This window comes from Halopseudomonas sp., from assembly GCF_036960865.1.
In the GTDB taxonomy this organism is placed as follows: domain Bacteria; phylum Pseudomonadota; class Gammaproteobacteria; order Pseudomonadales; family Pseudomonadaceae; genus Halopseudomonas.
The window spans coordinates 98,330-122,022 of record NZ_JBALWE010000011.1; the positions used below are offsets into that span (position 1 = coordinate 98,330).

29 protein-coding genes are annotated in these 23,693 nt (G+C 61.4%); 23 read left to right on the top strand and 6 right to left on the bottom strand.

What is annotated here, in order from left to right:
- Positions 1–2: 2 nt before the first annotated feature.
- Both pilH and V7747_RS15840 read right to left on the bottom strand, forming a co-directional pair.
- The gene (gene pilH / locus V7747_RS15835; RefSeq protein ID WP_335616981.1) at positions 3–368 is read right to left on the bottom strand and encodes a twitching motility response regulator PilH; all 366 of its coding nucleotides are present in this window, start codon (positions 366–368) and stop codon (positions 3–5) included.
- A 38-nt stretch (positions 369–406) separates the two neighbouring features.
- Positions 407–820 carry a response regulator gene (locus tag V7747_RS15840; protein ID WP_092287356.1) on the bottom strand — a complete coding sequence of 138 codons (414 nt, stop codon included), beginning with the start codon at positions 818–820 and terminating at the stop codon, positions 407–409.
- Between the two features lie 226 nt (positions 821–1,046).
- Here V7747_RS15840 and gshB point away from each other — a divergent pair, with 226 nt between their 5' ends.
- The 11 genes from gshB (at position 1,047) to siaD (ending at position 10,696) form a co-directional block, all read left to right on the top strand.
- Entirely contained in the window at positions 1,047–2,000 is a 954-nt protein-coding gene (gene gshB, locus V7747_RS15845; RefSeq protein ID WP_335616982.1) for a glutathione synthase, read from the top strand.
- 120 nt (positions 2,001–2,120) lie between these two features.
- A complete protein-coding gene (locus V7747_RS15850; RefSeq protein ID WP_335616983.1) occupies positions 2,121–3,014 on the top strand; it encodes an energy transducer TonB in 894 nt (297 codons plus the stop codon).
- A 49-nt stretch (positions 3,015–3,063) separates the two neighbouring features.
- Positions 3,064–3,630 (top strand): YqgE/AlgH family protein, encoded by a 567-nt coding sequence (locus V7747_RS15855; protein ID WP_335616984.1) that lies wholly within the window; start codon positions 3,064–3,066, stop codon positions 3,628–3,630.
- Positions 3,630–4,067 carry a Holliday junction resolvase RuvX gene (gene ruvX, locus V7747_RS15860; RefSeq protein ID WP_335616985.1) on the top strand — a complete coding sequence of 146 codons (438 nt, stop codon included), beginning with the start codon at positions 3,630–3,632 and terminating at the stop codon, positions 4,065–4,067. Before V7747_RS15855 ends, ruvX begins: the two co-directional genes overlap by 1 nt.
- Positions 4,064–4,573 (top strand): bifunctional pyr operon transcriptional regulator/uracil phosphoribosyltransferase PyrR, encoded by a 510-nt coding sequence (gene pyrR, locus V7747_RS15865; protein ID WP_335616986.1) that lies wholly within the window; start codon positions 4,064–4,066, stop codon positions 4,571–4,573. The genes ruvX and pyrR overlap by 4 nt, the downstream gene beginning before the upstream one ends.
- A gap of 7 nt (positions 4,574–4,580) precedes the next feature.
- Complete coding sequence (locus tag V7747_RS15870) at positions 4,581–5,576, top strand: aspartate carbamoyltransferase catalytic subunit (protein WP_335616987.1); 996 nt, start codon at positions 4,581–4,583, stop codon at positions 5,574–5,576.
- Between the two features lie 3 nt (positions 5,577–5,579).
- Positions 5,580–6,854, top strand: coding sequence for a dihydroorotase (locus V7747_RS15875; RefSeq protein WP_335616988.1), 1,275 nt, complete (start codon positions 5,580–5,582; stop codon positions 6,852–6,854).
- A 60-nt stretch (positions 6,855–6,914) separates the two neighbouring features.
- Entirely contained in the window at positions 6,915–8,909 is a 1,995-nt protein-coding gene (gene siaA, locus V7747_RS15880) for a biofilm regulation protein phosphatase SiaA (RefSeq protein WP_335616989.1), read from the top strand.
- A 33-nt stretch (positions 8,910–8,942) separates the two neighbouring features.
- Complete coding sequence (gene siaB / locus V7747_RS15885) at positions 8,943–9,485, top strand: biofilm regulation protein kinase SiaB (protein ID WP_335616990.1); 543 nt, start codon at positions 8,943–8,945, stop codon at positions 9,483–9,485.
- 21 nt (positions 9,486–9,506) lie between these two features.
- Positions 9,507–9,884, top strand: a complete 378-nt coding sequence (gene siaC, locus V7747_RS15890; protein WP_335616991.1) for a biofilm regulation phosphoprotein SiaC — start codon at positions 9,507–9,509, stop codon at positions 9,882–9,884.
- An 8-nt stretch (positions 9,885–9,892) separates the two neighbouring features.
- Entirely contained in the window at positions 9,893–10,696 is an 804-nt protein-coding gene (siaD, locus tag V7747_RS15895; RefSeq protein ID WP_335616992.1) for a biofilm regulation diguanylate cyclase SiaD, read from the top strand.
- On the opposite strand, the gene V7747_RS15900 is transcribed toward siaD, so the two are convergent.
- A complete protein-coding gene (locus tag V7747_RS15900) occupies positions 10,693–11,847 on the bottom strand; it encodes a PilT/PilU family type 4a pilus ATPase (protein WP_335616993.1) in 1,155 nt (384 codons plus the stop codon). The two genes, siaD and V7747_RS15900, sit on opposite strands and share 4 nt — an antisense overlap.
- A 62-nt stretch (positions 11,848–11,909) precedes the next feature.
- On the bottom strand, positions 11,910–12,944 hold the full coding sequence (locus V7747_RS15905) for a type IV pilus twitching motility protein PilT (RefSeq protein WP_335616994.1): 1,035 nt from the start codon (positions 12,942–12,944) through the stop codon (positions 11,910–11,912).
- Positions 12,945–13,021: 77 nt separating this feature from the next.
- On the opposite strand from V7747_RS15905, the gene V7747_RS15910 reads away from it, so the two are divergent.
- From V7747_RS15910 to V7747_RS15965, 12 genes are all read left to right on the top strand, one after another.
- The gene (locus V7747_RS15910; protein ID WP_335616995.1) at positions 13,022–13,735 is read left to right on the top strand and encodes a YggS family pyridoxal phosphate-dependent enzyme; all 714 of its coding nucleotides are present in this window, start codon (positions 13,022–13,024) and stop codon (positions 13,733–13,735) included.
- Positions 13,736–14,554, top strand: a complete 819-nt coding sequence (gene proC / locus V7747_RS15915; RefSeq protein WP_335616996.1) for a pyrroline-5-carboxylate reductase — start codon at positions 13,736–13,738, stop codon at positions 14,552–14,554.
- Positions 14,555–14,563: 9 nt separating this feature from the next.
- Entirely contained in the window at positions 14,564–15,154 is a 591-nt protein-coding gene (locus tag V7747_RS15920; RefSeq protein ID WP_335616997.1) for a YggT family protein, read from the top strand.
- Positions 15,151–15,444 carry a DUF167 family protein gene (locus V7747_RS15925; protein ID WP_335616998.1) on the top strand — a complete coding sequence of 98 codons (294 nt, stop codon included), beginning with the start codon at positions 15,151–15,153 and terminating at the stop codon, positions 15,442–15,444. The genes V7747_RS15920 and V7747_RS15925 overlap by 4 nt, the downstream gene beginning before the upstream one ends.
- Before the next feature lie 147 nt (positions 15,445–15,591).
- Positions 15,592–16,734, top strand: coding sequence for a homoserine O-succinyltransferase MetX (gene metX / locus V7747_RS15930; protein WP_335616999.1), 1,143 nt, complete (start codon positions 15,592–15,594; stop codon positions 16,732–16,734).
- Positions 16,735–16,736: 2 nt separating this feature from the next.
- A complete protein-coding gene (gene metW, locus V7747_RS15935) occupies positions 16,737–17,327 on the top strand; it encodes a methionine biosynthesis protein MetW (protein ID WP_335617051.1) in 591 nt (196 codons plus the stop codon).
- A gap of 26 nt (positions 17,328–17,353) precedes the next feature.
- The gene (locus V7747_RS15940; protein ID WP_335617000.1) at positions 17,354–17,794 is read left to right on the top strand and encodes a DUF4426 domain-containing protein; all 441 of its coding nucleotides are present in this window, start codon (positions 17,354–17,356) and stop codon (positions 17,792–17,794) included.
- Entirely contained in the window at positions 17,784–18,392 is a 609-nt protein-coding gene (rdgB, locus tag V7747_RS15945; protein WP_335617001.1) for an RdgB/HAM1 family non-canonical purine NTP pyrophosphatase, read from the top strand. Before V7747_RS15940 ends, rdgB begins: the two co-directional genes overlap by 11 nt.
- Before the next feature lie 5 nt (positions 18,393–18,397).
- The gene (gene hemW, locus V7747_RS15950) at positions 18,398–19,579 is read left to right on the top strand and encodes a radical SAM family heme chaperone HemW (protein WP_335617052.1); all 1,182 of its coding nucleotides are present in this window, start codon (positions 18,398–18,400) and stop codon (positions 19,577–19,579) included.
- A gap of 187 nt (positions 19,580–19,766) precedes the next feature.
- Positions 19,767–20,930, top strand: coding sequence for an iron-containing alcohol dehydrogenase (locus V7747_RS15955; RefSeq protein WP_335617002.1), 1,164 nt, complete (start codon positions 19,767–19,769; stop codon positions 20,928–20,930).
- A gap of 22 nt (positions 20,931–20,952) precedes the next feature.
- Positions 20,953–21,390 (top strand): acyl-CoA thioesterase, encoded by a 438-nt coding sequence (locus V7747_RS15960; protein ID WP_335617003.1) that lies wholly within the window; start codon positions 20,953–20,955, stop codon positions 21,388–21,390.
- Positions 21,390–21,932, top strand: coding sequence for a DUF922 domain-containing protein (locus V7747_RS15965; RefSeq protein ID WP_335617004.1), 543 nt, complete (start codon positions 21,390–21,392; stop codon positions 21,930–21,932). The genes V7747_RS15960 and V7747_RS15965 overlap by 1 nt, the downstream gene beginning before the upstream one ends.
- Before the next feature lie 85 nt (positions 21,933–22,017).
- Here the strand turns inward: V7747_RS15965 and gloA are convergent, their stop codons facing one another.
- Both gloA and V7747_RS15975 read right to left on the bottom strand, forming a co-directional pair.
- The gene (gloA, locus tag V7747_RS15970; RefSeq protein WP_335617005.1) at positions 22,018–22,548 is read right to left on the bottom strand and encodes a lactoylglutathione lyase; all 531 of its coding nucleotides are present in this window, start codon (positions 22,546–22,548) and stop codon (positions 22,018–22,020) included.
- A gap of 141 nt (positions 22,549–22,689) precedes the next feature.
- Positions 22,690–23,550 (bottom strand): crotonase/enoyl-CoA hydratase family protein, encoded by an 861-nt coding sequence (locus V7747_RS15975; RefSeq protein ID WP_335617006.1) that lies wholly within the window; start codon positions 23,548–23,550, stop codon positions 22,690–22,692.
- Positions 23,551–23,693 lie beyond the last annotated feature (143 nt).

Below are 23,693 nucleotides of genomic sequence, written 5' to 3' on the forward strand. Positions count from 1 at the left end.
TCCTAGCTGCCGAGTACCGATTTCAGTGTCTGGATCAGGGTGGACTCTTCGACCGGCTTGGTCAGATAGTCTTTTGCGCCCTGGCGAGTACCCCAGACCTTATCGGTTTCCTGGTCCTTGGTGGTGACAATGATCACCGGGATATGCCCGGTTTCCGGATCCTTGGTCAGCTGGCGCGTGGCCTGAAAACCATTAAGGCCCGGCATCACGATATCCATCAGTACCGCATCCGGCTTCTCCCGACGCGCCAGCGCGACACCATCAGCGCCGTTTTCAGCCTTGAGCACTTCGTAACCGTGCTTTTCAAGCATGCCGGTAAGCTTGTACAGCTCGGTCGGCGAATCATCTACTACCAGAATACGGGCCATCGGACTCCCCCGGTTAATTCAAAATAATGCAGTCATACTCAGGCGCCTGCAGCCCCAGCCATACTGCCGGTTTGCGGCACGTGGGCACGAATGGCGCCCAGCAGCTCTTCCTTGCTGAAGGGCTTGGTCAGGTACTGATCCGAGCCAACGATTCGCCCCTTGGCCTTGTCGAACAGACCATCCTTGCTGGACAGCATGATCACGGGAGTGGAGCGAAAGGCACTGTTGTTCTTGATCAGCGCACAGGTCTGATAGCCATCAAGGCGCGGCATCATGATGTCAACAAAGATGATATCGGGGTGGTTGTCCGCGATCTTGGCCAGCGCATCAAAGCCATCTACCGCGGTGATCACGGTGCATCCGACCTTTTTCAGCAGCGTTTCCGCCGTGCGCCGAATCGTCTTGCTGTCATCAATCACCATGACCTTCAGGCTCTCGAAATTTTCTTCCATAAGACCAGCCTTTGTTATTAATGGTGGTTCAATCTTCATGGCTGCGACGTCGCAACCGCTGACCAGCCAAATCCTTTTCCGCGTACTTTTAGCATAGATTTATCGGCCAATCTATAAAGCTTACTCATGTCCGGGACATCCAGCCAGATTAGCCGCCCTTTCTCGACTGTGGCTTCTGGCGTTACACTCGACGCCTCCCTCGAAACAGCGCGGAAAACAAACCTATATGCCTATTCGTCTCGGCGTCGTCATGGATCCCATCAGCGCGATCCACTACAAAAAAGACAGTACTCTGGCCATGTTGCTGGCGGCCAGCGAACGCCAATGGGAACTCTTCTATCTCGAACCCCAGGATCTTTACTTGGCCGACGGCCAGGCGATGGGCTGCATGCGGCCGCTGCAGGTACATGCCAACCCGGAACACTGGTACGACCTTGGCGAATCACAGCAACTCAGCCTAAGCACGCTGGATGTCATTCTGATGCGCAAGGATCCGCCGTTCGATAACGAATTTCTTTACGCCACTCACATTCTTGAAGCCGCTGAGCGCGCTGGCGTGCTGGTCGTCAACCGTCCGGCCAGCCTGCGTGACTGCAACGAAAAGCTGTTTGCCACCCAGTTCCCCCAGTGCGCGCCAGAGCATATCGTCACCCGCCGCGGCGACATTCTGCGCGAATTTGCCGCACGGCACCGTGACGTTATTCTCAAACCATTGGACGGCATGGGCGGCTCGATGATTTTCCGCATAAAGGAAAACGACCCAAACCTCAGCGTGATCATCGAGACACTGACCCGCCACGGTCAGGAACAGATAATGGCGCAGCGCTATTTGCCGGAGATCAAGGACGGCGACAAGCGCATCCTCATGATCAAGGGCGAGCCTGTGCCCTACTGCCTAGCGCGTATCCCGCAAAAAGGCGAGACCCGCGGCAACCTGGCTGCCGGCGGACGAGGCGAGGCGCGCCCATTGACCGAGCGCGATCGCTGGATTGCCGCCCAGGTTGGCCCGGCATTGCGCGAACGCGGTTTGCTGTTCGTCGGCCTGGACGTGATCGGCGACTACCTCACCGAAATCAATGTCACCAGCCCCACCTGCATCCGCGAGATAGACGCCGCCTACCAGACCGATATCGGTGGCCAATTGATGGATGCCATTGCCGAGAAGCTGTCGGCGCGTTGATGAAAACCGACGGCGCAAGGAGTGCTGCCGGTCACCGAGGTAACGCCGCGCATGGACTTTTGCCGACGTGCGCGGCAGACTTCACCGCATATGTGAATCACGCCAACGCCTACGGATAGCATGAATACAGCCGTGACACCCCCTACCGCGCCCCCGCCGACGGTCACTGCCCGTGACCGTCTGGGCTTCACCCTGTTCATCGCAGCGGTACTGCACGCGCTGATTATTCTGGGTATCACCTTCGATCTGCCGACCCCCAGCGAGCTGTCAAAAAGCCTGGAAATCACCCTCGCCACGCAACAAAATGAAGAACAACCGGAACAGGCCGACTACCTCGCCCAGTACAACCAGCAGGGCAGTGGCACATTGGAAGAAAAAGCCGCACCCAGCACGCCGGAAGAGGCTGATTTCCAGGACAGCGAGATCAACAAGGTCAATCCGGTACAGCAAGTCAGCGCGCCACCACCTGTGCCGCAGGAGCAGAAAGTGGTCACCACCAGCGCGCCCAAGCTGGATCAGGTCACCACCGCACCGGCCAAGCCCAAACCCGCCGAAGCCCCGCCGGCCAATCTGCATTTCAACATGACCACCCTGTCCAGCGAGATTGCCAGCCTGGAGGCGCAGCTTGCCGAGGAGCGCCAGCAATATGCGCGGCGCCCGCGCGTATTGCGCCTCAACGCAGCCTCGACCATGCAGGACAAAGGCGCCTACTACAAGGATGCCTGGCGCCGCAAAGTCGAAAAGGTCGGCAACCTGAACTACCCGGCCGAGGCGCGCAGCAACAAGATCTACGGCAGCCTGCGTCTGCTGGTCTCCATTAATCGCGACGGCACCCTGCGCGAAGTGCGCATTCTCGAGTCGTCCGGTCACAAGGTGCTGGACAACGCTGCGTTGCGCATCGTACGACTTTCTGCACCCTTCACGCCCTTTACCGGCGACCTGATGGACATCGATGTACTGGAGATCATTCGTACCTGGCGCTTTGAACCCGGCGACCGCGTTTCCAGCTCCTGATCACCAGCGCGGCCTTGCCCTGCGCGTACTTCCGCCCAATACTATGCGCATGACGCAAAGCACACCGAGCAACCTCACCCATCACTTCCTGATCGCCATGCCGCACATGGCCGATCCGCGTTTCGATCACAGTCTGATCTACCTCTGCGAGCACTCGGATCAGGGCGCCATGGGCCTGGTGGTAAACCAGCCCAGCGATTTGAACCTGACCGACCTGCTGGAGCAACTGGAGCCGGAACTGGATGTCGCCGCCGGCCAGCAATGCCCGGTATTCAACGGCGGGCCGGTCGACCGCGAGCGAGGCTTCGTGCTGCACCGCGGCCCACACCAATGGGAATCCAGTCTCGACCTCGGGCCGCTGCAACTGACCACCTCGCGCGACATCCTCGCCGACATGGCCCGTGGCCACGGCCCCAGTGAAGCGCTGATTACACTCGGCTACGCCGGCTGGGGCGCCGGTCAACTGGAGCAAGAGCTGGCCGATAACGTCTGGCTCAGCTGCCCGGCTGACCACCACATTCTATTTGCCCTACCCAGCGCCGAACGTCTGGGGGCAGCGGCACGCTCACTGGGTATCGACTGGGCACTGCTGACCAGCCAGGCGGGCCACGCCTGATGTCACAGCACCAAAGGGCAATGGCCTTCGATTACGGCACCCGGCAGATTGGCGTGGCAGTAGGTCAGACCCTGACCGGCAGCGCCGAACCGCTGGTCAACCTGCGCGCTCGCGACGGCATCCCGGATTGGGAGCAGATCGGCAGGCTGATCAAGGAATGGAAACCGGACGTGCTGATTGTCGGCCTGCCACTGAACATGGACGGCAGCGACTCCGAGATGAGCGCCCGAGCCAGCAAGTTTGCCCGTCGCCTGGAGGGCCGCTTTCAGTTGCCCGCGCAGTGCATTGACGAGCGCCTTTCCACCTTTGAAGCCAAACAACAGTTACGCGACCAGCGGCGCACGCCCGGCAGTTATCGGGAGAACCCGGTAGACAGTCTGGCCGCCGCCCTGCTGCTCGAAACCTGGCTCGCCAGCCAGCCCAAGGAGAATTCATGACCGCATTGCCCGAGGTGGGTCCGCTGCTGCAGCAGATGGCCGACCAGCTGAGTCGCTACTTGAAAGAGCGCCAGATTGACGATCCCGCCTTCGTCGGCATTCATACCGGTGGCGTCTGGATCGCGGACGCCCTGCATCAGCAGGTGGCTCCCGACGCCCCCATGGGCACGCTGGATATCGCCTTCTACCGTGATGACTTTGAACAGCACGGCCTGCCGCAGCGTGTACGCCCCTCTGAGCTGCCGTTCACCGTTGACGGTCGCCACCTGATTCTGGTCGATGACGTGCTGATGACCGGCCGCACCATTCGCGCCGCACTCAACGAGCTGTTCGACTACGGCCGCCCGGCGTCAGTGACCCTGGTTACCCTGCTCGACATCGAAGCCCGGCAATTGCCGGTACGTGCCGACATCCTCGGCGCCAGCCTCGCACTGCCCCCTGGCCAGCGGGTAAAATTGACTGGTCCAAGCCCGCTGCAGTTAACCCTGAACGCCGCCACCAACTGAGACAGCCATGAGCCAGACGCCGCATCACCTGCAACTGAACCATCAGGGCCAGCTGCGCCACTTTCTCACTATTGAAGGTCTCTCCCGCGAGCTGCTGACCGAACTGCTCGACACTGCCGACTCCTTCCTCGAAGTCGGCGAGCGCGCGGTCAAGAAAGTCCCCCTGTTGCGCGGCAAGACGGTCTGCAACGTTTTTTTCGAGAACTCCACGCGCACGCGCACCACCTTCGAACTGGCCGCCAAACGTCTGTCCGCCGACGTATTGAACCTGAACATCTCGACCTCGTCGACCAGCAAGGGCGAAACCCTGTACGACACGTTGCAGAATCTGGAAGCGATGGCGGCCGACATGTTCGTAGTGCGCCACGGCGACTCCGGCGCCGCGCACTTCATCGCCGAACGGGTTTGCCCGGATGTAGCAGTGATCAACGCCGGCGACGGCAACCACGCGCATCCGACCCAGGCGATGCTCGACATGTTGACCATCCGCCGTCACCGCGGCGACTTCGAGAACCTGTCCGTCGCTATCGTCGGCGATATCCTGCACTCGCGCGTCGCGCGTTCCAACATGCAGGCACTCAAGACCCTCGGCTGCCCGGACATCCGCGTAATTGCCCCGCGTACCTTGCTGCCCGAAGGCATCGACCAGTATGGCGTGCGGGTATTCAACGACCTGCGCGTCGGCCTGCGCGGCGTCGATGTGGTGATCATGCTGCGGCTGCAGCGCGAGCGCATGCAGAGCGGCCTACTGCCCAGCGAGAGCGAATTTTATCGACTCTACGGTCTGACCCGCGAAACCCTGGCACTGGCCAAGCCGGATGCACTGGTCATGCACCCCGGGCCAATCAATCGGGGCGTCGAGATCGAGTCGGAGGTGGCCGACGGGCCGCAATCGGTCATCCTCAAGCAGGTGACCTACGGCATAGCCGTACGCATGGCCGTCATGTCGATGGCCATGACCGGACAGACCACCCAGCGCCAGCTTACCCAGGAAGCGAACTGAACCATGCGACTGACTATTGAAGGCGCACGGGTAATCGACCCGGCCAGCCAGTTTGACCAGATCACCGACCTGCACATTGCCGCCGGCCATATCCAGGCCATTGGCGCCGCGCCGGAGGGCTTCAGCCCCAACCAGATTATCGACGCCCGCGGGCTGATTGCCAGCCCTGGCCTGGTCGACCTCAACGTCAGCCTGCGCGAACCCGGCTACAGCCGCAAGGGCAACATCGACAGCGAAACCCGCGCCGCTGCCGCCGGCGGCGTGACCAGCCTGTGCTGCCCCCCGGACAGTCGGCCAGTACTGGATACCTCCGCGGTTGCTGAGCTGATTCTCGACCGCAGCCAGGCGGCGGGCCATGCGCGCGTATTGCCGATAGGGGCTTTGACCAGGAATCTGGAAGGCGAACACCTGAGCGAACTGGTGGCACTGCGTGATGCCGGTTGCGTTGCCTTCACCCAAGGGCTCAATCCCATGGGCAGCAACCGCATTCTTCGCCGCGCCCTCGAATACGCCGCCACCTTCGACGTCCCGATCATCTTCACCCCACTCGACCCTTCACTGGCCGAGGGCGGCATGGCGCACGAAGGCCCAACCGCCTCGCGCCTGGGGCTGATTGGCATTCCGGAGAGCGCAGAGACGGTCGCACTGGCCCGAGATCTGCTGCTGATTGAGCAAACCGGCGTACGTGCCCATTTTAGCGGCCTGACTAGCGCGCGCGCCGTCGACATGCTGGCCACCGCCCAAGCGCGAGGGCTGCCGGTGACAGCCGACGTCGCAGCCTACCAACTGTTGCTTTGCGACGAGGACTTGGCAGGCTTTTCCAGCCTGCTGCATGTCATGCCGCCGCTGCGCTCAACAGCCGACCGCCGAGCGCTGCGCGAAGCGGTACAGAGCGGCGTGGTGCAGGCAATAGCCTCCCACCATCGCCCACACGAACCAGAGGTAAAGCGGGTGCCGTTCGCCGCCTCGGCACCGGGCATCAGTAGTGTCGAGATTCTGCTACCTTTAGCGCTGACTTTGGTTGCCGACGGCCTGCTTGAGCTGCCCGCCCTGTTGGCGCGCCTGACCACCGGCCCCGCGGCAGCACTGAACTTGCAGGCTGGCCAGTTGACGCTTGGTGGCGCGGCGGACATCACCCTGTTCGACCCGGCGCAGGCCTGCGAGATCGGCCGTAACTGGCTGTCACGCGGCGCCAACTGTCCGTTTATCGGGCAGGGCGCGCCCGCTGCTGTCACGCATACGCTATGCAACGGAAAACTGGTATATCAGGCGAACTGATTATGTTGCTGTAGCCGGGGACCTTCCCCGGCCTTACCTGATCATGAAAAGGATGTTCTCATGGCCGCTTTCGGCTTACGTGGTAAATCCCTTGTTGCGCTGCTGCTGGCTGGCCTGCTGGCTCTGCTGCCCGCTGGACTGATTGGCTGGTCGCTACTCAGCGGCATCCACGAACACTTCGGTGAGGCCTACGCGCGCAATGCAACCCTGCTGAGCCGCGAAAAAATTCGTGCGCCAATCAGCCGCGAACTGGCGCTTTCCCTACGCCTGGCCAACTCAGAGGTAACCCTGCAGTGGCTGAAAGACCCAGAGAACCCGGATAAAAAGGACCTCTTCTTCCGCGAGGCCGAGCGCTACCGCCAGGACTTCCGCGACCACGCCTATTTCATCGGCATACTCAGCAGCATGGGCTACTACTTCAACGGCAACGACGAGCCGCTCAGCCACGAGCCACGCTACACCCTCAATCCCGAGGCGCCAGCCGACAGCTGGTTTTTTGCTACGCTGCGCGATACCGACAATTTCAACATCAATGTCGACTCGAATCCCGAGCTGAACACCACCAAGGTATGGCTCAACATGGTGGTCAAGGATGACAACGGCGAGGTATTGGCGCTAGCCGGCTCAGGCGTGGATCTGTCGAGCTTCATCCGCGACTTCATCGCCAGCGAGGACAGCGGCGTCACACCGATGATTCTGGATAACGAAGGAGCTATTCAGGCACATCAGGATCGCAGCCTGATTGCGCTCAACTCCGGCGCCGACGCCAGCGCAGCAGCCGGCAATACCCTGCTCGACCTGCTGGGTAACGAGCAGCAGAGAGCATCCGTGCGCACTGCCATGCAAGCTGTGCAGGCAGCGCCGGGCGAAGTACAGATTCGCAACGTCACCCTGAACGGCAGCGCCCAATTGCTGGCGCTGAGCTACATTCCCGAGCTGAACTGGTTTGTTGCCAACGCCATCGACCTGAACAGCGCTCAGGTCATTGACCGCACCTGGCTGCTGCCGGTACTGCTAGGCTTGGGCGCCCTGCTGATTCTCTTCGTACTGCTGTTTGCCTTCGCTATCGAGCGGCTGCTGCTGCGGCCGCTACGTCAGCTGCGGCAAAGCGCGCAAGCCATGGCGTCGGGCCGCTACGATGTTGCCCTGCCGCATACCCGCAACGATGAAATCGGCGAACTCAGCGAAGCCTTCGACGCCATGGCCCAGAAAGTGCGCAGCCACACCGAGGAATTGGAGCAACGGGTACAGGAGCGCACGCGCGACCTGGAGGCGGTGAACCAGAACATGCTCAGCGCACGCAAGAAAATCGAGGACTCGATCGACTATGCCAGCCTGATTCAGCGCTCAATCCTGCCTAATCGCGACCTGGTCAACGCGCTGGGGCAGCACCACGCCGTGCTGTGGCGGCCCCGCGACGTCGTAGGTGGCGACTTTTATATCTTCCGCAGCGAAGCCCAACAATGCCTGTTTGGGGTGGTCGACTGCGCCGGCCATGGCGTCCCGGGCGCGCTCATGACCATGCTGGCCCACGCTGCCCTGGAACAGGCCATCAGCGATTGTGGGCTGGCCGACCCTGCCGCCATACTGGAGCGCACCGATCAGATTGTGCGCAGCATGCTCAGCGACTCTGCCGAGTACAAATCCATCGCCACCAATATGGATGTCGGACTGGCCTATGTTGACCTACAAGGCCGCCGCGTGGTTTTCTCGGGAGCGAAGATCGCGCTCTATCACAGTGACGGCACCCGGGTAGAGCATGTCAGTGGTGGTCGTCGGGCTCTGGGCGACAAGCGCCAGGGCGAGTATCACAATAGCGAGGTACCGCTGCAGGCCGGGCGTACCTTCTATCTGTGTACCGACGGCTTCCTTGACCAAGCCGGTGGTGACCGCGGTTTCGGCTTCGGCAACAGCCGTTTTGCCGACATGCTCTGCCAGCACGCCAAATTGCCTCTGCAACAGCAAAGCGCAGCATTCAGCGATACACTGGCGGCTTATCAGGGTGATTACCCGCAGCGTGACGACATCACCATGCTGTGCTTCCGCTTTGATTAACCGGGCCATTAACTGAATCGCACAGGAGCTGTAATGGAAAATATTGACCTTTTTGCCATGCGTGAGCACTTCAACAACCAGCAGATCATGCTGTGTTTCAATGGCCCCATTTCGCGCAGCCTGATCGAAGAAATAGGTAATGCCCTGCGCAATTACCTGTCTGCCGAGCACGCACATCCCAGTGCTGCCATGGACGTCTTCGCGGTGTACATTGAAATGACTCAGAACATCAGCCACTACACCCGCGCTCGGCAATGGAGCGAGCAGGAGGCCGGTGCCACGGTGGTGGTCTCGCGCAACCAGGATGGCCGCTATGTGGTGTCGGCCGGCAACCTGATCGAAATGCCTGACGGCGAGAATCTGCTGGGGGCCGTAGAAGGCCTGGCAGGCATGGACAAGGCAGAGCTAAAAGCCGCCTACAAGGAACAGCTACGTCGCCCGCGAGATGAAGCGCGCCCTTCCGGTGCCGGACTGGGCTTGATCGACATAGCACGAAAATCCAGCGAGCCACTGCAGGCCTCCCTGCAACCACTGGCCGCCGGTCGCGGCTTTTTCAGCCTGCGCGCCGTCATCTGATTGAGTAAAGAGTTTATACCCATGACCGACTTTTCTATCGCCAGCTCCCAGTCCACCCCCGAAGTTCGCAGCGACTGGGCCAACGGCAAGCTCTACATGGAGGGTGACTCCTACCCGGAAAACTCCTTCGACATGTTCCAACAGGTATTCGACTGGATGGAAGCCTATCTGGAACAGGCCGACGCGCCCCTGGCACTGGAATTGCGCCTGCTCTACCTGAACACCAGCAGCGTCAAAGCCATGATGGATATATTCGACCTGCTCGAAGCCGCTCATCAGCAAGGCAAGCCCGTCTCCGTCTGCTGGTATTATGATCCGCAGAACGAGCGAGTCGCCGAACTGGCCGAGGAGTTCAAGGAAGACTGCAGCTTCGCCTTCGATATTGTCAGCCACACCTAGAGTCCGAGATGAAACAGCCCAACCAGAGCCTTGAAGCCCATATCCACGAGCTATTGGACGATCCCGCACAGCAGGACAACCCGCTGCGTGAACCCCTGCTTTCGCTCTGGGCCAACCATCAGGATCTGGCACGCCGCATCGACCGCATCAGCCGCATTTCCGATGTCTATCAAAGCATGGCCAAGCAACAGGAGCAGTCGCTGACCGAGCGGCTGAACAAGCAGCTAAGGCAGCTGGAGAAGGTCGCGCGCATCTCCGATCGCTATCAGAACATGATGCGCGACCTCAACGAGGCGCTGCACGAGGCGTCAACCCATGACGCCCTGACCGGACTGCCCAACCGACGTCTGCTGGTCGATCGATTAAAAAAGGAAGCAGAGCGTTACGCCCGCTACAAGCGCCCGTTTACCATCGCCATGCTCGACGTTGACCACTTCAAGGCGATCAACGATCAGTACGGCCACGAGCTCGGCGATAGCGCCCTAACGGAGATCGCCCGGGTTCTGGACGCCGAAATCCGAGAGCAGGACCTGTGCGGACGCTGGGGCGGAGAGGAGTTTCTGATTCTGTTGCCGGAAACCCAAGCCGACGCCGCGGCAAGGGTAATGGAGCGCGTGCGCACCGCCATAGAACACCTGACTATTCGCGCGCAGACCGACTCGGTCACTGTGACCATCAGCATCGGCATTGCCGAATATCAGGCAGGTGAAAGCTACTCGGAAACCATCAACCAGGCCGACCACGCCCTGCTAGTGGCCAAGCGCGGCGGCCGCAACCAGCTGAGCACCGCGCGCTCACCCAGCGGCGCTTAACGCCGCGTACGGTGATGGATGGTGTTCTCGTCTTCCTCTTCCAGCGAGAAACCAGTGTTCTCTTCACCCATCAGATGCTTGCCATCAGTCTCCGAGCCCAGTTTGATCATCAAGCGCAGGTCGTTGGCCGAGTCCGCGTGGGCCAAGGCATCTTCGTAGGTGATCTCGCCCTGGCTATACAGCTTGTACAGCGCCTGGTCGAAGGTTTGCATACCCAGTTCGCCAGAGCGCGCCATCAGCGGCTTGAGCTCATGTACCTCACCCTTGCGGATAAGGTCAGCGGCCAGCGGTGAATTCAACAACACTTCGATGGCCACGCGACGCCCTTTGCCATCCGGCGCCGGAATCAGCTGCTGGGCGACAATAGCCTTGAGGTTGAGCGACAAGTCCATCCACACCTGCTGGTGCAGCTCGGTCGGGAAGAAGTGGATGATGCGGTCCAGCGCCTGGTTGGCGTTGTTGGCGTGCAGCGTGGCCAGACACAGATGCCCGGTCTCGGCGAAGGCCACGGCGTGCTCCATGGTCTCCTTGCTGCGCACCTCACCGATCAAGATCACATCCGGCGCCTGACGCAGGGTATTTTTCAGAGCGATCTCGAAGGAGTCGGTATCGATCCCCACTTCGCGCTGGGTGACAATACAGTTCTGATGCTGGTGAATAAATTCGATCGGGTCTTCAATCGAAATAATGTGGCCACTGGAATGCTTGTTGCGGTAGCCGATCATCGAGGCGAGCGACGTCGATTTACCGGTACCGGTAGCGCCGACAAAGATCACCAGACCGCGCTTGGTCATCGCCAATTGCTTGAGCACCTCAGGCAGGCGCAGTTCTTCCATGGTCGGGATATTGATCTCGATACGCCGCAACACCATACCCACCAGGTTGCGCTGATAAAAGGCACTGACACGGAAACGCCCGATACCACGGGCACTGATGGCAAAGTTGCACTCGCGCTTCTCGGCGAACTCGCGGCGCTGCGCTTCGGTCATGACACCCAGCACGGTTTCGCGGGTCTGTTCAGGCGAGAGGGGGGTCTTGGTCACCGGCAGAATCTTGCCGTGCACTTTCATGCTGGGTGGTACGCCGGCTGTGATGAACAGGTCGGATGCGCCTTTCTCGACCATCAGCCGCAACAGCTTTTCAAACTCCATGCTATGCCTCTTTTATCCTTCGCGGCGGACAGTTCAGTGCCCGCCAAAAACTGCCAGCCGCGTTAGAAACCGTCGACTGCCTTGGCTTTCTCGCGGGCGCTTTCCTTGGTGATCAGGCCTTTGGATATCAGCCCCTTCAGGCACATATCGAGCGTCTGCATACCAATATTGCCGCCGGTTTGAATGGCCGAATACATCTGCGCGATCTTGTCTTCACGAATCAGGTTACGGATCGCCGGAGTACCAATCATGATTTCGTGCGCGGCGACACGACCACCGCCAATCTTTTTCAGCAAGGTCTGCGAGATAACTGCCTGCAGGGACTCGGACAGCATCGAGCGCACCATGGATTTTTCTTCGCCGGGGAACACGTCGACAATACGGTCAATGGTCTTGGCAGCGGAGGTGGTGTGCAAGGTGCCGAACACCAGGTGACCGGTTTCCGCCGCAGTCAATGCCAGGCGAATGGTTTCAAGGTCACGCATCTCGCCCACCAGGATGATATCGGGGTCTTCACGCAGAGCCGAGCGCAACGCTTCGGCAAAGCCCAAGGTGTCGCGGTGCACTTCACGCTGGTTGACCAGGCACTTTTTCGATTCGTGAACAAATTCGATCGGGTCTTCGATGGTGAGGATATGCTGATACTTGGTACTGTTCAGGTAGTCGACCATGGCCGCGAGGCTGGTTGACTTGCCCGAGCCAGTCGGACCGGTTACCAGCACCAGGCCACGCGGATTGTCGGAAATCTTCTTGAACACGTCGCCCATGCCCAGGTCTTCCATGGTCAGCACCTTGGAAGGAATGGTCCGGAAGACGGCACCGGCGCCGCGGTTCTGGTTGAAGGCGTTGACCCGGAAACGGGCCACGCCGGGCACCTCAAAGGAGAAGTCGGTTTCGAGAAACTCCTCGAAATCCTTGCGCTGTTTGTCATTCATGATGTCATAGATCAGCGCATGCACTTGCTTGTGTTCCATGGCCGGCACGTTGATCCGGCGCACGTCGCCATCCACACGAATCATGGGCGGCAATCCTGCCGACAGGTGCAAGTCCGACGCGCCCTGCTTGGCGCTGAAGGCTAACAGCTCGGTAATATCCATAGGGTTCCCCATTACAACCTGCAAGCATGTAGAATGCCGACAGAGTCTATTCGATTGGCAAGGTATTAACGTCAGTAATGTCCACGATAGCAGAGAATATTGCAAACGTTCGTGAACGCATACAGCGCGCCGCCGCCGTTGCCGACCGCGACCCCGATACCATTACCCTGATGGCGGTGAGCAAAACCCGTCCCGCCAGTGCCATCCGTGACGCCTGGGCAGCAGGCGTACAGAATATAGGGGAAAACTACCTGCAGGAAGCGCTGGAGAAGATGGCGACGCTATCCGACCTGCCGCTGACCTGGCATTTCATTGGCCCCATCCAGTCCAACAAGACCAAAACCATTGCCGAACACTTCGACTGGGTGCACAGCGTCGACCGCCTCAAAATCGCCCGCCGGCTGTCCGATCAGCGCCCGGAACACCTTCCGCCACTGAATGTCTGTCTACAGGTAAATATCAGTGGTGAAGACAGCAAATCCGGCGTCAGCCTGGTCGAGCTGCCGGAGCTGGCCAATGCGGTGGCCGCGCTACCCGGTCTGCGCCTGCGCGGTCTGATGGCGATCCCGGCTCCGGCCGCGACCAGCGCTGCGCGTCGCGCGCCGCTGGCGGCGCTGCGCGAGGCTCAGGCTAAGCTGGATCTGCCGCTCGATACCCTGTCGATGGGGATGAGCGACGACCTGGCCGAAGCCATTCAGGAAGGAGCGACCATGGTGCGCATCGGCAGCGCCCTCTTTGGCGCCCGCGACTACTCCACAACACTCACGCATTCCGAGCGAGGTTCCAATTAAATGACTGCGCCCATTATCGGTTTCATCGGTGCCGGCAACATGGCCACCAGCCTGATTGGCGGCCTGCTGCAGAAGAACACCAAGCCCGAGCACATCATCGCGAGCGACCCCAAGCCCGAGCAAGGCGCGGCGCTGCACAGGCAGTTCCAGATTCGCACTGTGACCGACAATGCCCTGCTCGCCGCCGAATGCGACGTGTTGCTGCTGGCGGTCAAGCCACAGGTAATGCAGGCCGTGTGCCGTGCCCTGCCGGCAGAGCGCAAACCGGGCCAGCTGGTGATTTCCATTGCTGCCGGCATCAGCTGCGATAGCCTCGCCAGTTGGCTGGGTGACGGCAGTGCCATCGTGCGCTGTATGCCCAATACACCGTCCTTGCGCGGCCAGGGCGTTAGCGGTCTATACGCCACGGCTGCCGTAACCGACGAGCAGAAGTCTCTGACTGAAAGCATCCTCAATGCGGTGGGTATCAGCGTCTGGCTGGACGAAGAGCAACAGATTGATGCCGTGACCGCGGTCTCCGGCAGCGGCCCGGCCTACTTCTTCTATATGATCGAAGCCATGATTGATGCCGGCGAAAAGCTCGGCCTGGCAAGAGACACTGCCGAGCGCCTGGCGCTGTTCACCGCCCTGGGCGCCGCGGATATGGCGGTGGCCAGTGACGTCGATGTCGCCGAACTGCGCCGCCGCGTCTGCTCACCCGGTGGCACCACCGAGCAGGCGATCAAGACCTTCCGTGAGGAAGGACTGCCGCAGATGGTGGAACACGCCATGCAGGCGGCCGCCAACCGCGCCGCTGAAATGACCAAAGAACTCGCCTGAGGAAACACCATGACCGGCCTGAACATGGCAGCTATCTATATTGTGCAGACCCTCGGCAGCCTGTATCTGCTGATCGTGCTACTGCGCTTTATCCTGCAACTGGTGCGTGCGGACTTCTACAACCCGCTGTCGCAGTTCATCGTGCGCGCCACCAAGCCGCTGTTGATGCCGCTGCGCCGGATCATCCCGGGCTACGCCGGGGTGGACTTTGCCTCGCTGGTGCTGGCATTGGCGATCCAGCTGGTGCTGATGGCCATCATCATCAAGCTGATGGGTTATGCGCTGCCGGGTGTTCTCCAGCTGCTGGCCTGGTCGCTGGTGGGGATTACCGCGCTGTTTCTCAAGGTCTTCTTCTTCGCCCTGATCATCAGCGTGATTTTGTCCTGGGTTGCTCCGGGCAGCGCCAATCCGGCGGCCATGCTGGTGCACCAGCTGTGCGAGCCGGTCCTGGCACCGATCCGCAAAATCCTGCCGTCCATGGGCGGCCTGGATCTGTCACCGATCTTTGCCTTCATCGCGCTCAATCTGCTCAACATGCTGGTCATCACCAACATGGCGGTTGCCACCGGCATGCCCAAAGGCTTGACGCTGGCACTGTGAGCGCTTTTTACCAGTGGCGCGGCGACGAGCTGCTGCTTGATCTGCATCTGCAGCCCGGCGCCAGCCGTATCGGCTTTGCCGGCTTGCACGGCGAGCGTCTGAAGATTCGTATCAGCGCGCCCCCGGTCGACGGCAAGGCCAACCGCATGCTGATGGCCTTTCTGAGCGAGGCCTTTGCTGTCGGAAAACAGCAGGTCAGCCTGCTCAGCGGTCAGAGCAGCCGGCAGAAGCGGATTGCCATCCGCGCGCCACAGCAGCTTCCAGCGGAACTGGGCATCCAGCGGCCCTGAATATTGCACCGATGCAGCGCGCTCTTTAGACTGGCGCCTCGATTGTTGGCGCCTTTCGGCCAGAGGCGCACTGGCCGTCAGACGGGCTGCCGGGCCGCGCCCTCCTTCAGGATCACGCCAGGCCAACCCACACAGGAACAGGTATTGATGTCCACATTTGCTGCTGACTCCGTCGGCCTGGTGACACCCCAGCGACACAGCTTCAGCGAGCCGCTGCAACTGGCCTGCGGCAAGGCGCTGGCGCCCTACGAACTGGTCTACGAAACCTACGGCCAGCTTAACGCCGCCGCTGACAACGCGGTGCTGATCTGCCACGCGCTGTCCGGCCATCACCATGCCGCCGGTTATCACAGTGCCGAGGAGCGCAAGCCCGGCTGGTGGGATGCCTGCATCGGCCCGGGCAAGGCAATCGACACCAACCGCTTTTACGTTGTCAGCCTGAACAATCTGGGTGGCTGCCACGGCTCTACCGGCCCCTCCAGCATCAGCCCGGACACCGGCAAGGCCTATGGCGCCAGCTTCCCGGTGTTGACCGTGGAGGACTGGGTTCACAGCCAGGCGCGCCTGGCAGACGTGCTGGGCGTGCAGCAGTGGGCCGCCGTGGTCGGCGGCAGTCTGGGCGGCATGCAGGCGCTGCAGTGGGCCATCAGCTACCCAGAACGCATCCGCCATTGTGTGGCCATTGCGACGGCGCCCAAGCTGTCGGCGCAGAACATCGCCTTCAACGAAGTGGCGCGGCAAGCCATCACCACCGACCCGGACTTCCATCACGGCGATTACGCTGCCTTCGGCGTTATCCCCAAGCGCGGCTTGATGCTGGCCCGCATGGTTGGTCACATTACCTACCTGTCGGACGACTCCATGGGCAGCAAGTTTGGTCGCGAACTGCGCAGCGAGCAGCTCAACTATGATCTCACCAGCGTCGAGTTCGAGGTCGAGAGCTACCTGCGCTACCAGGGCCAGGAGTTTTCCGGCCGCTTCGACGCCAACACCTACCTGCTGATGACCAAGGCGCTGGATTATTTCGATCCGGCCGCCGCGCACGGCGGCGACCTGGCCAAGACCCTGGCGGGTATCCAGGCGCAAACGCTGGTGATGTCCTTCACCACCGACTGGCGCTTCTCGCCCGCGCGCTCGTATGAGCTGGTCAACGCGCTGCTGGCCGCCAAGAAGCAGGTCAGCTATCTGGAGATCGAAGCCGCACAGGGCCACGACGCCTTTCTGCTGCCGATCCCCCGCTACATCGAAGCCCTCAGCGGCTACATGAACCGTATAGAGGTGGCCTCATGAGCCTGCGCGCCGATCTGGAGATTATTCAGCAGTGGATCAAACCCGGCAGCCACGTGCTTGACCTGGGTTGTGGCGAGGGCGAGTTGCTGCGCCACCTGCGCGACCACAAGCAGGTGCAGGGTTACGGTCTGGAGATTGATCCAGAGAAAATCAGCACCTGCATTCGTCACGGCGTAAACGTACTGGAGCAGAATCTCGATAAGGAGCTGAACAACTTCGAGGACAACAGCTTCGATACCGTCGTCATGACCCAATCCCTGCAGGCCATGCACTATCCCGACCGGGTACTCGAAGACATGCTGCGCATCGGCCATGAAGGCATTCTCACCTTCCCCAACTTCGCCCACTGGCGTTGCCGCTGGTATCTGGGCACCAAGGGGCGCATGCCGGTTTCGGAGTTCATGCCCTACACTTGGTATAACACCCCGAATATCCATTTTTGTACCTTCAAGGATTTCGAGCAGCTGTGCCGTGAGCGCAATATCAAGGTACTCGACCGTCTGGTGGTGGACCAAACGCACCAGCGCAGCTGGTTGAGTGGCCTGTGGCCGAACCTGCTGGGCGAAGTGGCCATCTACCGAGTCAGCCGCTGAACCCTGCCTTTGTCCAAGGAGTTACCATGCTACGCATCCTGTTTCTCATCGCCTCCCTGCTGACCGCACCGCTCGCTGGCGCCGCAGCGGAACCGGCGCGCTTTGGCGACCTGATCGTCTATCACAACGTGTTCAACAGCAGCATGCTGCAACCCGAGATTGCCGCCAACGCCGGTCTGCAGCGCGGCCCGAGTCAGGGCGTAATCAACATCGCGGTGCAGCGCCAGGAGAACGGCAAGGCGCAAGCGGTAGACGCCATTCTCAAGGGCGAGGTGCGCAGCCTGATCGGCCAGCCGGTGCCGCTCGATTTCAAACGCATCAAGGAAGGCGACGCCATCTACTTCGTCGCCAACTACAGCGCGGCGCAGCGCGGTGTTCTGCTGTTCAAGATCGACATTCAGGCGGCGCCCGGCGCCATGGTGCACAGCCTCAGCTTCCAGCAGGAGTTCTTCCCGGATGACCAGTAAGCAACTGCCCTTCGATACCCTGGTGCTGGCCAGCAGCAACAAGGGCAAACTGGCTGAGCTGCAGGCGATGCTGGGCGATCAGGTAAAAATCCTGCCGCAGAGCGACTTTATCGACGAAGACGTGGAAGAAACCGGCCTGACCTTCGTTGAGAATGCGCTGCTCAAGGCGCGTCACGCTGCGCGTGCTTCGGGCCTGCCGGCGTTGGCAGACGACTCCGGCCTGGCGGTCGACGCCCTCGGCGGCGCGCCCGGTATCTACTCTGCGCGCTACGCCGGCGGTGAAGGCGACACCGCCAACAATGCCAAACTGCTGCAGGCACTGGAACAGGTGCCCACCGAGGAGCGCGGTGCGCAGTTCATCTGCGCCCTGGCGCTGCTGCGCCACGCCGATGACCCCATGCCGATCATCTGCGAAGGCATCTGGGAGGGCCGCATTCTGAACGAGGCACGCGGCGCTCACGGCTTCGGCTACGACCCGCTGTTCTGGGTACCCGAGCGCAAATGCTCCAGCGCCGAACTCAGTCCCGCCGAAAAGAACCAACTGAGCCACCGCGCCCGCGCCATGGCCCTGTTGCGACAGCGGTTGGGGCTGCTTTGAACCCCCTGGAAGACAACGCCCACCCAGACCACGTCGAGCATCAGTCCAACCGCGTCCTGCTACCGCCACTGGCGGCGTACATCCACATTCCCTGGTGCGTGAAGAAGTGCCCTTACTGCGACTTCAACTCACACACCAGCCAAAGCGCATTACCCGAAGACGCTTACATCGAGGCCATGATCGCCGACCTGGAGCAGGATCTGCCGCTGGCGGCCGGGCGTGAGCTGACCTCCATTTTCTTTGGTGGCGGGACGCCAAGCCTGTTTTCTGCCGCCAGCCTGGGTCGCTTTCTGCAGGCGCTGAACGCGCGGGTGCCGTTTGCCGCCGACATCGAGATCACCCTGGAAGCCAACCCCGGCACCTTCGAGCAGGCCAAGTTTGTCGATTACCGCGCCACCGGCATCAACCGGTTGTCGATCGGCATCCAGAGCTTTAACGCCGCGCACTTGAAAGCTCTGGGGCGCATCCACGATGACCGTGAAGCTCTGGGGGCGGTAGACATGGCGCGCCGCGCCGGCTTCGACAACCTGAACCTGGATCTGATGCACGGACTGCCGCACCAGAGTCATGAACAGGCGATGGCCGACATCGATCAGGCCATGGCGCTGGCACCCGAGCACCTGTCCTGGTATCAGCTGACGCTGGAGCCCAATACCGTCTTCTACTCCAAACCGCCCATCCTGCCGGAGGAAGACATTCTCTGGTCGATTCAGGAGGCCGGCCAACAGCGCATGGCCAACGGTGGTTACGCACAGTATGAAGTGTCTGCCTACGCCCAACTCGGCAAGCAGGCGCGGCACAATCTGAACTACTGGCAATACGGCGACTTCCTCGGCATCGGCGCCGGCGCCCACGGCAAGATCACCCACGCCGACGGCCGCATCGAACGCTACTGGAAGACCCGCCTGCCCAAGGATTATCTGGCCGCCGGCAAGGCAGTCTGCGCGGGGCACAAGACGCTGGCGACCGATGAGCTGCCGTTCGACTTTCTGATGAACGCGCTGCGCCTGGTCGACGGCGTTCCCGCCAGCTACTACCGCGCGCGAACTGGTCAGTCGTTGGATGCCATCGAGCCTCTGCTGCGGCAGGCGGCAGCCAAGGGGCTGCTGGAACCCTGGACGCAGCAGCTGCGCCCGACCGAACGTGGACGGCTGTTTCTGAACGACCTGCTCGAGCTGTTCCTGTAGCACCAGACCGCGCACCCAGCCTGAAAAGCAACGCCGCGGCGCAATGCATGTGACTGTCACCGACCCGCCGCCATGCGTTAACATCGGCGGCATCAATAGCACTTGCCGCATGAACGCGCAGTCAGCAGAATTGTCTCATTCGACTTTTCTCACCGTTTTTTCGCTCCAACCGTAGCCCGGAGGCCCCATGAACCCGTTCAGCTTTGCCACCACCGCCCAGATTCTCTGCGAATCCGGCTCCGCCGCCCGCCTTGGCGAGCTGTGCCGCGAGCGGGACGCCCATCGGGTACTCATCGTTACCGATCCCGGCATCACCAAGATCGGGCTGCTGAACGACATACTGCCGGCCATGGCGAAGGCGCAGGTCAGCGTTGAAGTCTTCGATCAGGTAGAAGCCGATCCGCCGGAGCACGTGGTACTCGAAGCGGTGGCGCAGGCCCGCAATATGCAGGCCGAGCTGATCATCGGTTTCGGTGGCGGCAGCTCGATGGACGTGGCCAAACTGGTCGCGCTCCTGGCGCACCCCGAGTGCAAACAGCAAATGGCCGACATCTACGGCGTGGGCAACGCCCGCGGCCAGCGCCTGCCGCTGATTCAGGTGCCGACCACCGCCGGCACCGGTTCGGAAGTCACCCAGATCGCCATCATCACCACCGGCGCCACCACCAAGATGGGCGTGGTCTCGCCGATTCTGCTGCCCGATTTGGCGCTGCTGGATGCCGACCTGACGCTGGGCCTGCCTGCCCACGTCACCGCCGCCACCGGCATCGACGCCATGGTGCACGCCATCGAAGCCTACACCAGCAAGCTGAAGAAGAACCCGTTGTCCGACATGCTCGCGCGCGAAGCCCTGCGTCTGCTGGCCGGCAACCTCGATCAGGTGGTGCAGAACGGCCAGAACCGCGAAGCGCGTCAGGCCATGCTGCTGGGCGCCCTGCTCGCCGGCCAGGCCTTCGCCAACGCCCCGGTGGCCGCGGTGCACGCGCTGGCCTACCCGCTGGGCGGGCATTTCCATATCCCGCATGGCCTGTCCAACGCGCTGGTGCTGCCGACGGTGATCGAGTTCAACGCTTCCCACGCCGCCCCGCTGTACGCCGAACTGGCGCCGCTGATTGTCGGCCCCGGCCTGCAGCCCGGCGACGCCGACCACCTGACGGCGCAAATGGTCAGTGCGCTGGCCGACCTCAGCCCGCGCTGTGGCCTGCCCAGCCGTCTGCGTGATGCCGGCGTACCGAAAGACAAGCTGGAGCTGCTGGCCAAGGACGCCATGCTGCAGCAGCGTCTGCTGGTCAACAACCCGCGTGAAGTCAGCGAAGCCGACGCGCTGGCGATCTACAACCTGGCCTATTGATTCACCCGAATAGAGAACAAGCATGAGCACAAGCAAGCCAACCCGGCAGGATTACCACTACCTGCACCCGGTCACCACGCGCTGGCACGACAATGACATCTATGGCCACGTCAACAACGTGACCTACTACAGTTATTTCGACAGCGCGGTGAACAGCTGGCTGATCGCCGAGGGCGGATTGGATATTCATGACGGCGACCAGGTGGCCTTTGTGGTCAGCTCCAATTGCGACTACTTCGCCCCAATCGCCTTCCCCGATGCCATCGAGATCGGCGTCAAGGTTGCGCGTCTGGGCAGCAGCTCGGTGCATTACGAATTGGCCGTATTCAAGCAGGGCCGCGACGAGGCCTGCGCCGCCGGCCGCTTCGTCCATGTGTTCGTGGACCGCGCCAGCAACACCGCCTTCCCCATTCCCAACCGCTGCCGCGCTGCCCTTGAGCGGCTGATGGACCCGATCTGATGCGCCTGTATCGGTTATGCCTGCTGCCTTCCTTGCTCGGCTTCAGCGCGGCGCTGCTGGCCGAGCCGGCGCTGAGCACGCGGGTTGAGCAGTTCGATGTACAGGGCAACACCCCTGATACCATTCGCGCGAGCCTGAATCGCGATCGCCAGCACAGCAGCAGCCGCGTTGACTGGCACTTTACCTGGGAGTCCACGCCGGGCCAGTGCCGCCTGTCCAGCGCCAGCACCGAGGTCAGCGTCACCAGCCATATGCCCCGCCTGCTGCCCGACGCCACGCGGCCAGCCAAGGTTCAGCAGCAATGGGACAGCTATCTGCTGGCACTGCAGGCGCACCAGGACGGCCATGTGGAGCTGGCGCTGGACTACGCCAAACAGATCGAAGCGGCGCTGTTGGCCCTGCCGCCTCAGCCCAGCTGCGAGCAACTGTCGCAAAGCTCCAACGCGGCCGGTCAGCGCTTACTGAATGCCCTGGTCAGCGCCGACCGCGACTACGACAAGCGTACCCAGCACGGCGCCCTGGAAGGCGCGACTTTCCCCTGACACTCCATCAAGACGCTATACATTTGCCGGGAGGGCCGGGTTCCATCCCGCCCAGCGGGGTAGTCGTCGAGTTGATCACAACGGCTCAAGCCATGCCGGTCGGCGTAAACAGCTCAATCCAATAGCCGTCGGGGTCGCGGATAAAGGCGATGTTGTGCATCTTGCCGTCCCGCGGACGCTTGACGAAGCTCACACCCAGCGATTCAAAGCGCGCACAGGCGGCTTCCAGGTCGGGCACCGCAAAGCCGATATGGCCAAAACCACGCGGATCTTCGTTGCCGTTGTGATAGCTGAAATCGGCATCTTCTTCGGTGCCCCAGTTGTGCGTCAGCTCCAGCATGGCCGGCCGGCCGAAGGTCTGATGGGTGCGCTCCACCGGATCCTGCGACCAGTCACCCAAGGCGTGGCTATCGACAGCCGCGAGGAAGAACAGGCTGAACTTCATCTGTGGGAAGTCCAGCTTCTTCACCAGCGTCATGCCCATGATGCGGGTATAGAAATCCAGCGTCGCCTTCGGGTCCTTGATGCGCAGCATGGTCTGGTTGAAGACAAAGCCCTCGGTGGCCGGATCGCGGTTCTCGCAAAGCCCCGGGGCGGATTCAAAGTGACGACTCATGGCAACAGCTCCCATTGGGTAGAAAAAGCCAAAGCCTAACACTGAAACGCCCGCGCACAGAACGTGCGTGGGCGTTGTATGCGGTCGGTAACGCGGCGCGCTTGCGACCAACAATAAAAGCGTTACCGACGAGGACCGCTTTTACCGAAACTTGCGCTCGTCCCACCAAGGGTAGAACGGCGGCTTGTCGGTGCTGGGGCGCAGCTTGAACTGCGGCGCACGCTTCTCCAGGAAGGAGCTGACGCCTTCCTTGGCATCTTCGGATTCACCCATAAAGGCAATCGCGCGCGAGTCGATGATATGCGCTTCCATCGGATGATCCGCCGCCATCATGCGCCACAGCAGCTGACGGTTCAGCGCAGCAGACATGGCAGAGGTGTTGTCGGCGATTTCACGGGCCAGCTCACGCGCCGCCGGCAGCAGCTCGTCCGGCTCGTGGACGCTGCGCAGCAGACCGCCCTTGAGCGCTTCTTCGGCGCTGAATACGCGGCCGGTGTAGACCCACTCAGCCGCCTGCATCGGGCCAACGAGACGCGGCAGGAACCAGCTGGAGCAGGCTTCCATGGTGATGCCGCGGCGGGCAAACACAAAGCCGAACTTGGCGTTGGTCGAGGCCATGCGAATATCCGCCGGCAGGCTCATGGTCACGCCCACACCGACGGCCGCGCCGTTAAAGGCAACAATGACCGGCTTGGTGCACTCGTAGATACGCAGCGAGACAGTACCGCCGCCATCACGCAGATCATCACCCTCGGGTTGGTCCTGACGCTTGTGGCGGTTGAAGGTATCACCGCCCTTCTCCAAATCGGCACCGGCACAGAACGCACGGCCCGCACCGGTCATGATCACAACGCGCACCGCATCATCCGCGTCGGCCGCATCAAAGGCTGCAATCAGCTCACGACGCATCAGGCCATTGAAGGCGTTCATACGGTCAGGACGGTTCAGCGTCAGCGTAAGGACACCGTCCTCCACCTGGTAATCGAGGGTTTCGTAAGTCATCTGGGCTTTCCTGTCTGTTTAAATGCGGCCCAGTGTAGAACCCGCCAGTCACGGTAACCAGTTGAGTTACCGAGGCGTATGTGTGGGTATTGGCGGGGTGGATGGCACATAGCAGAAAACCTCATGAGCGTGAGGATTCAGTC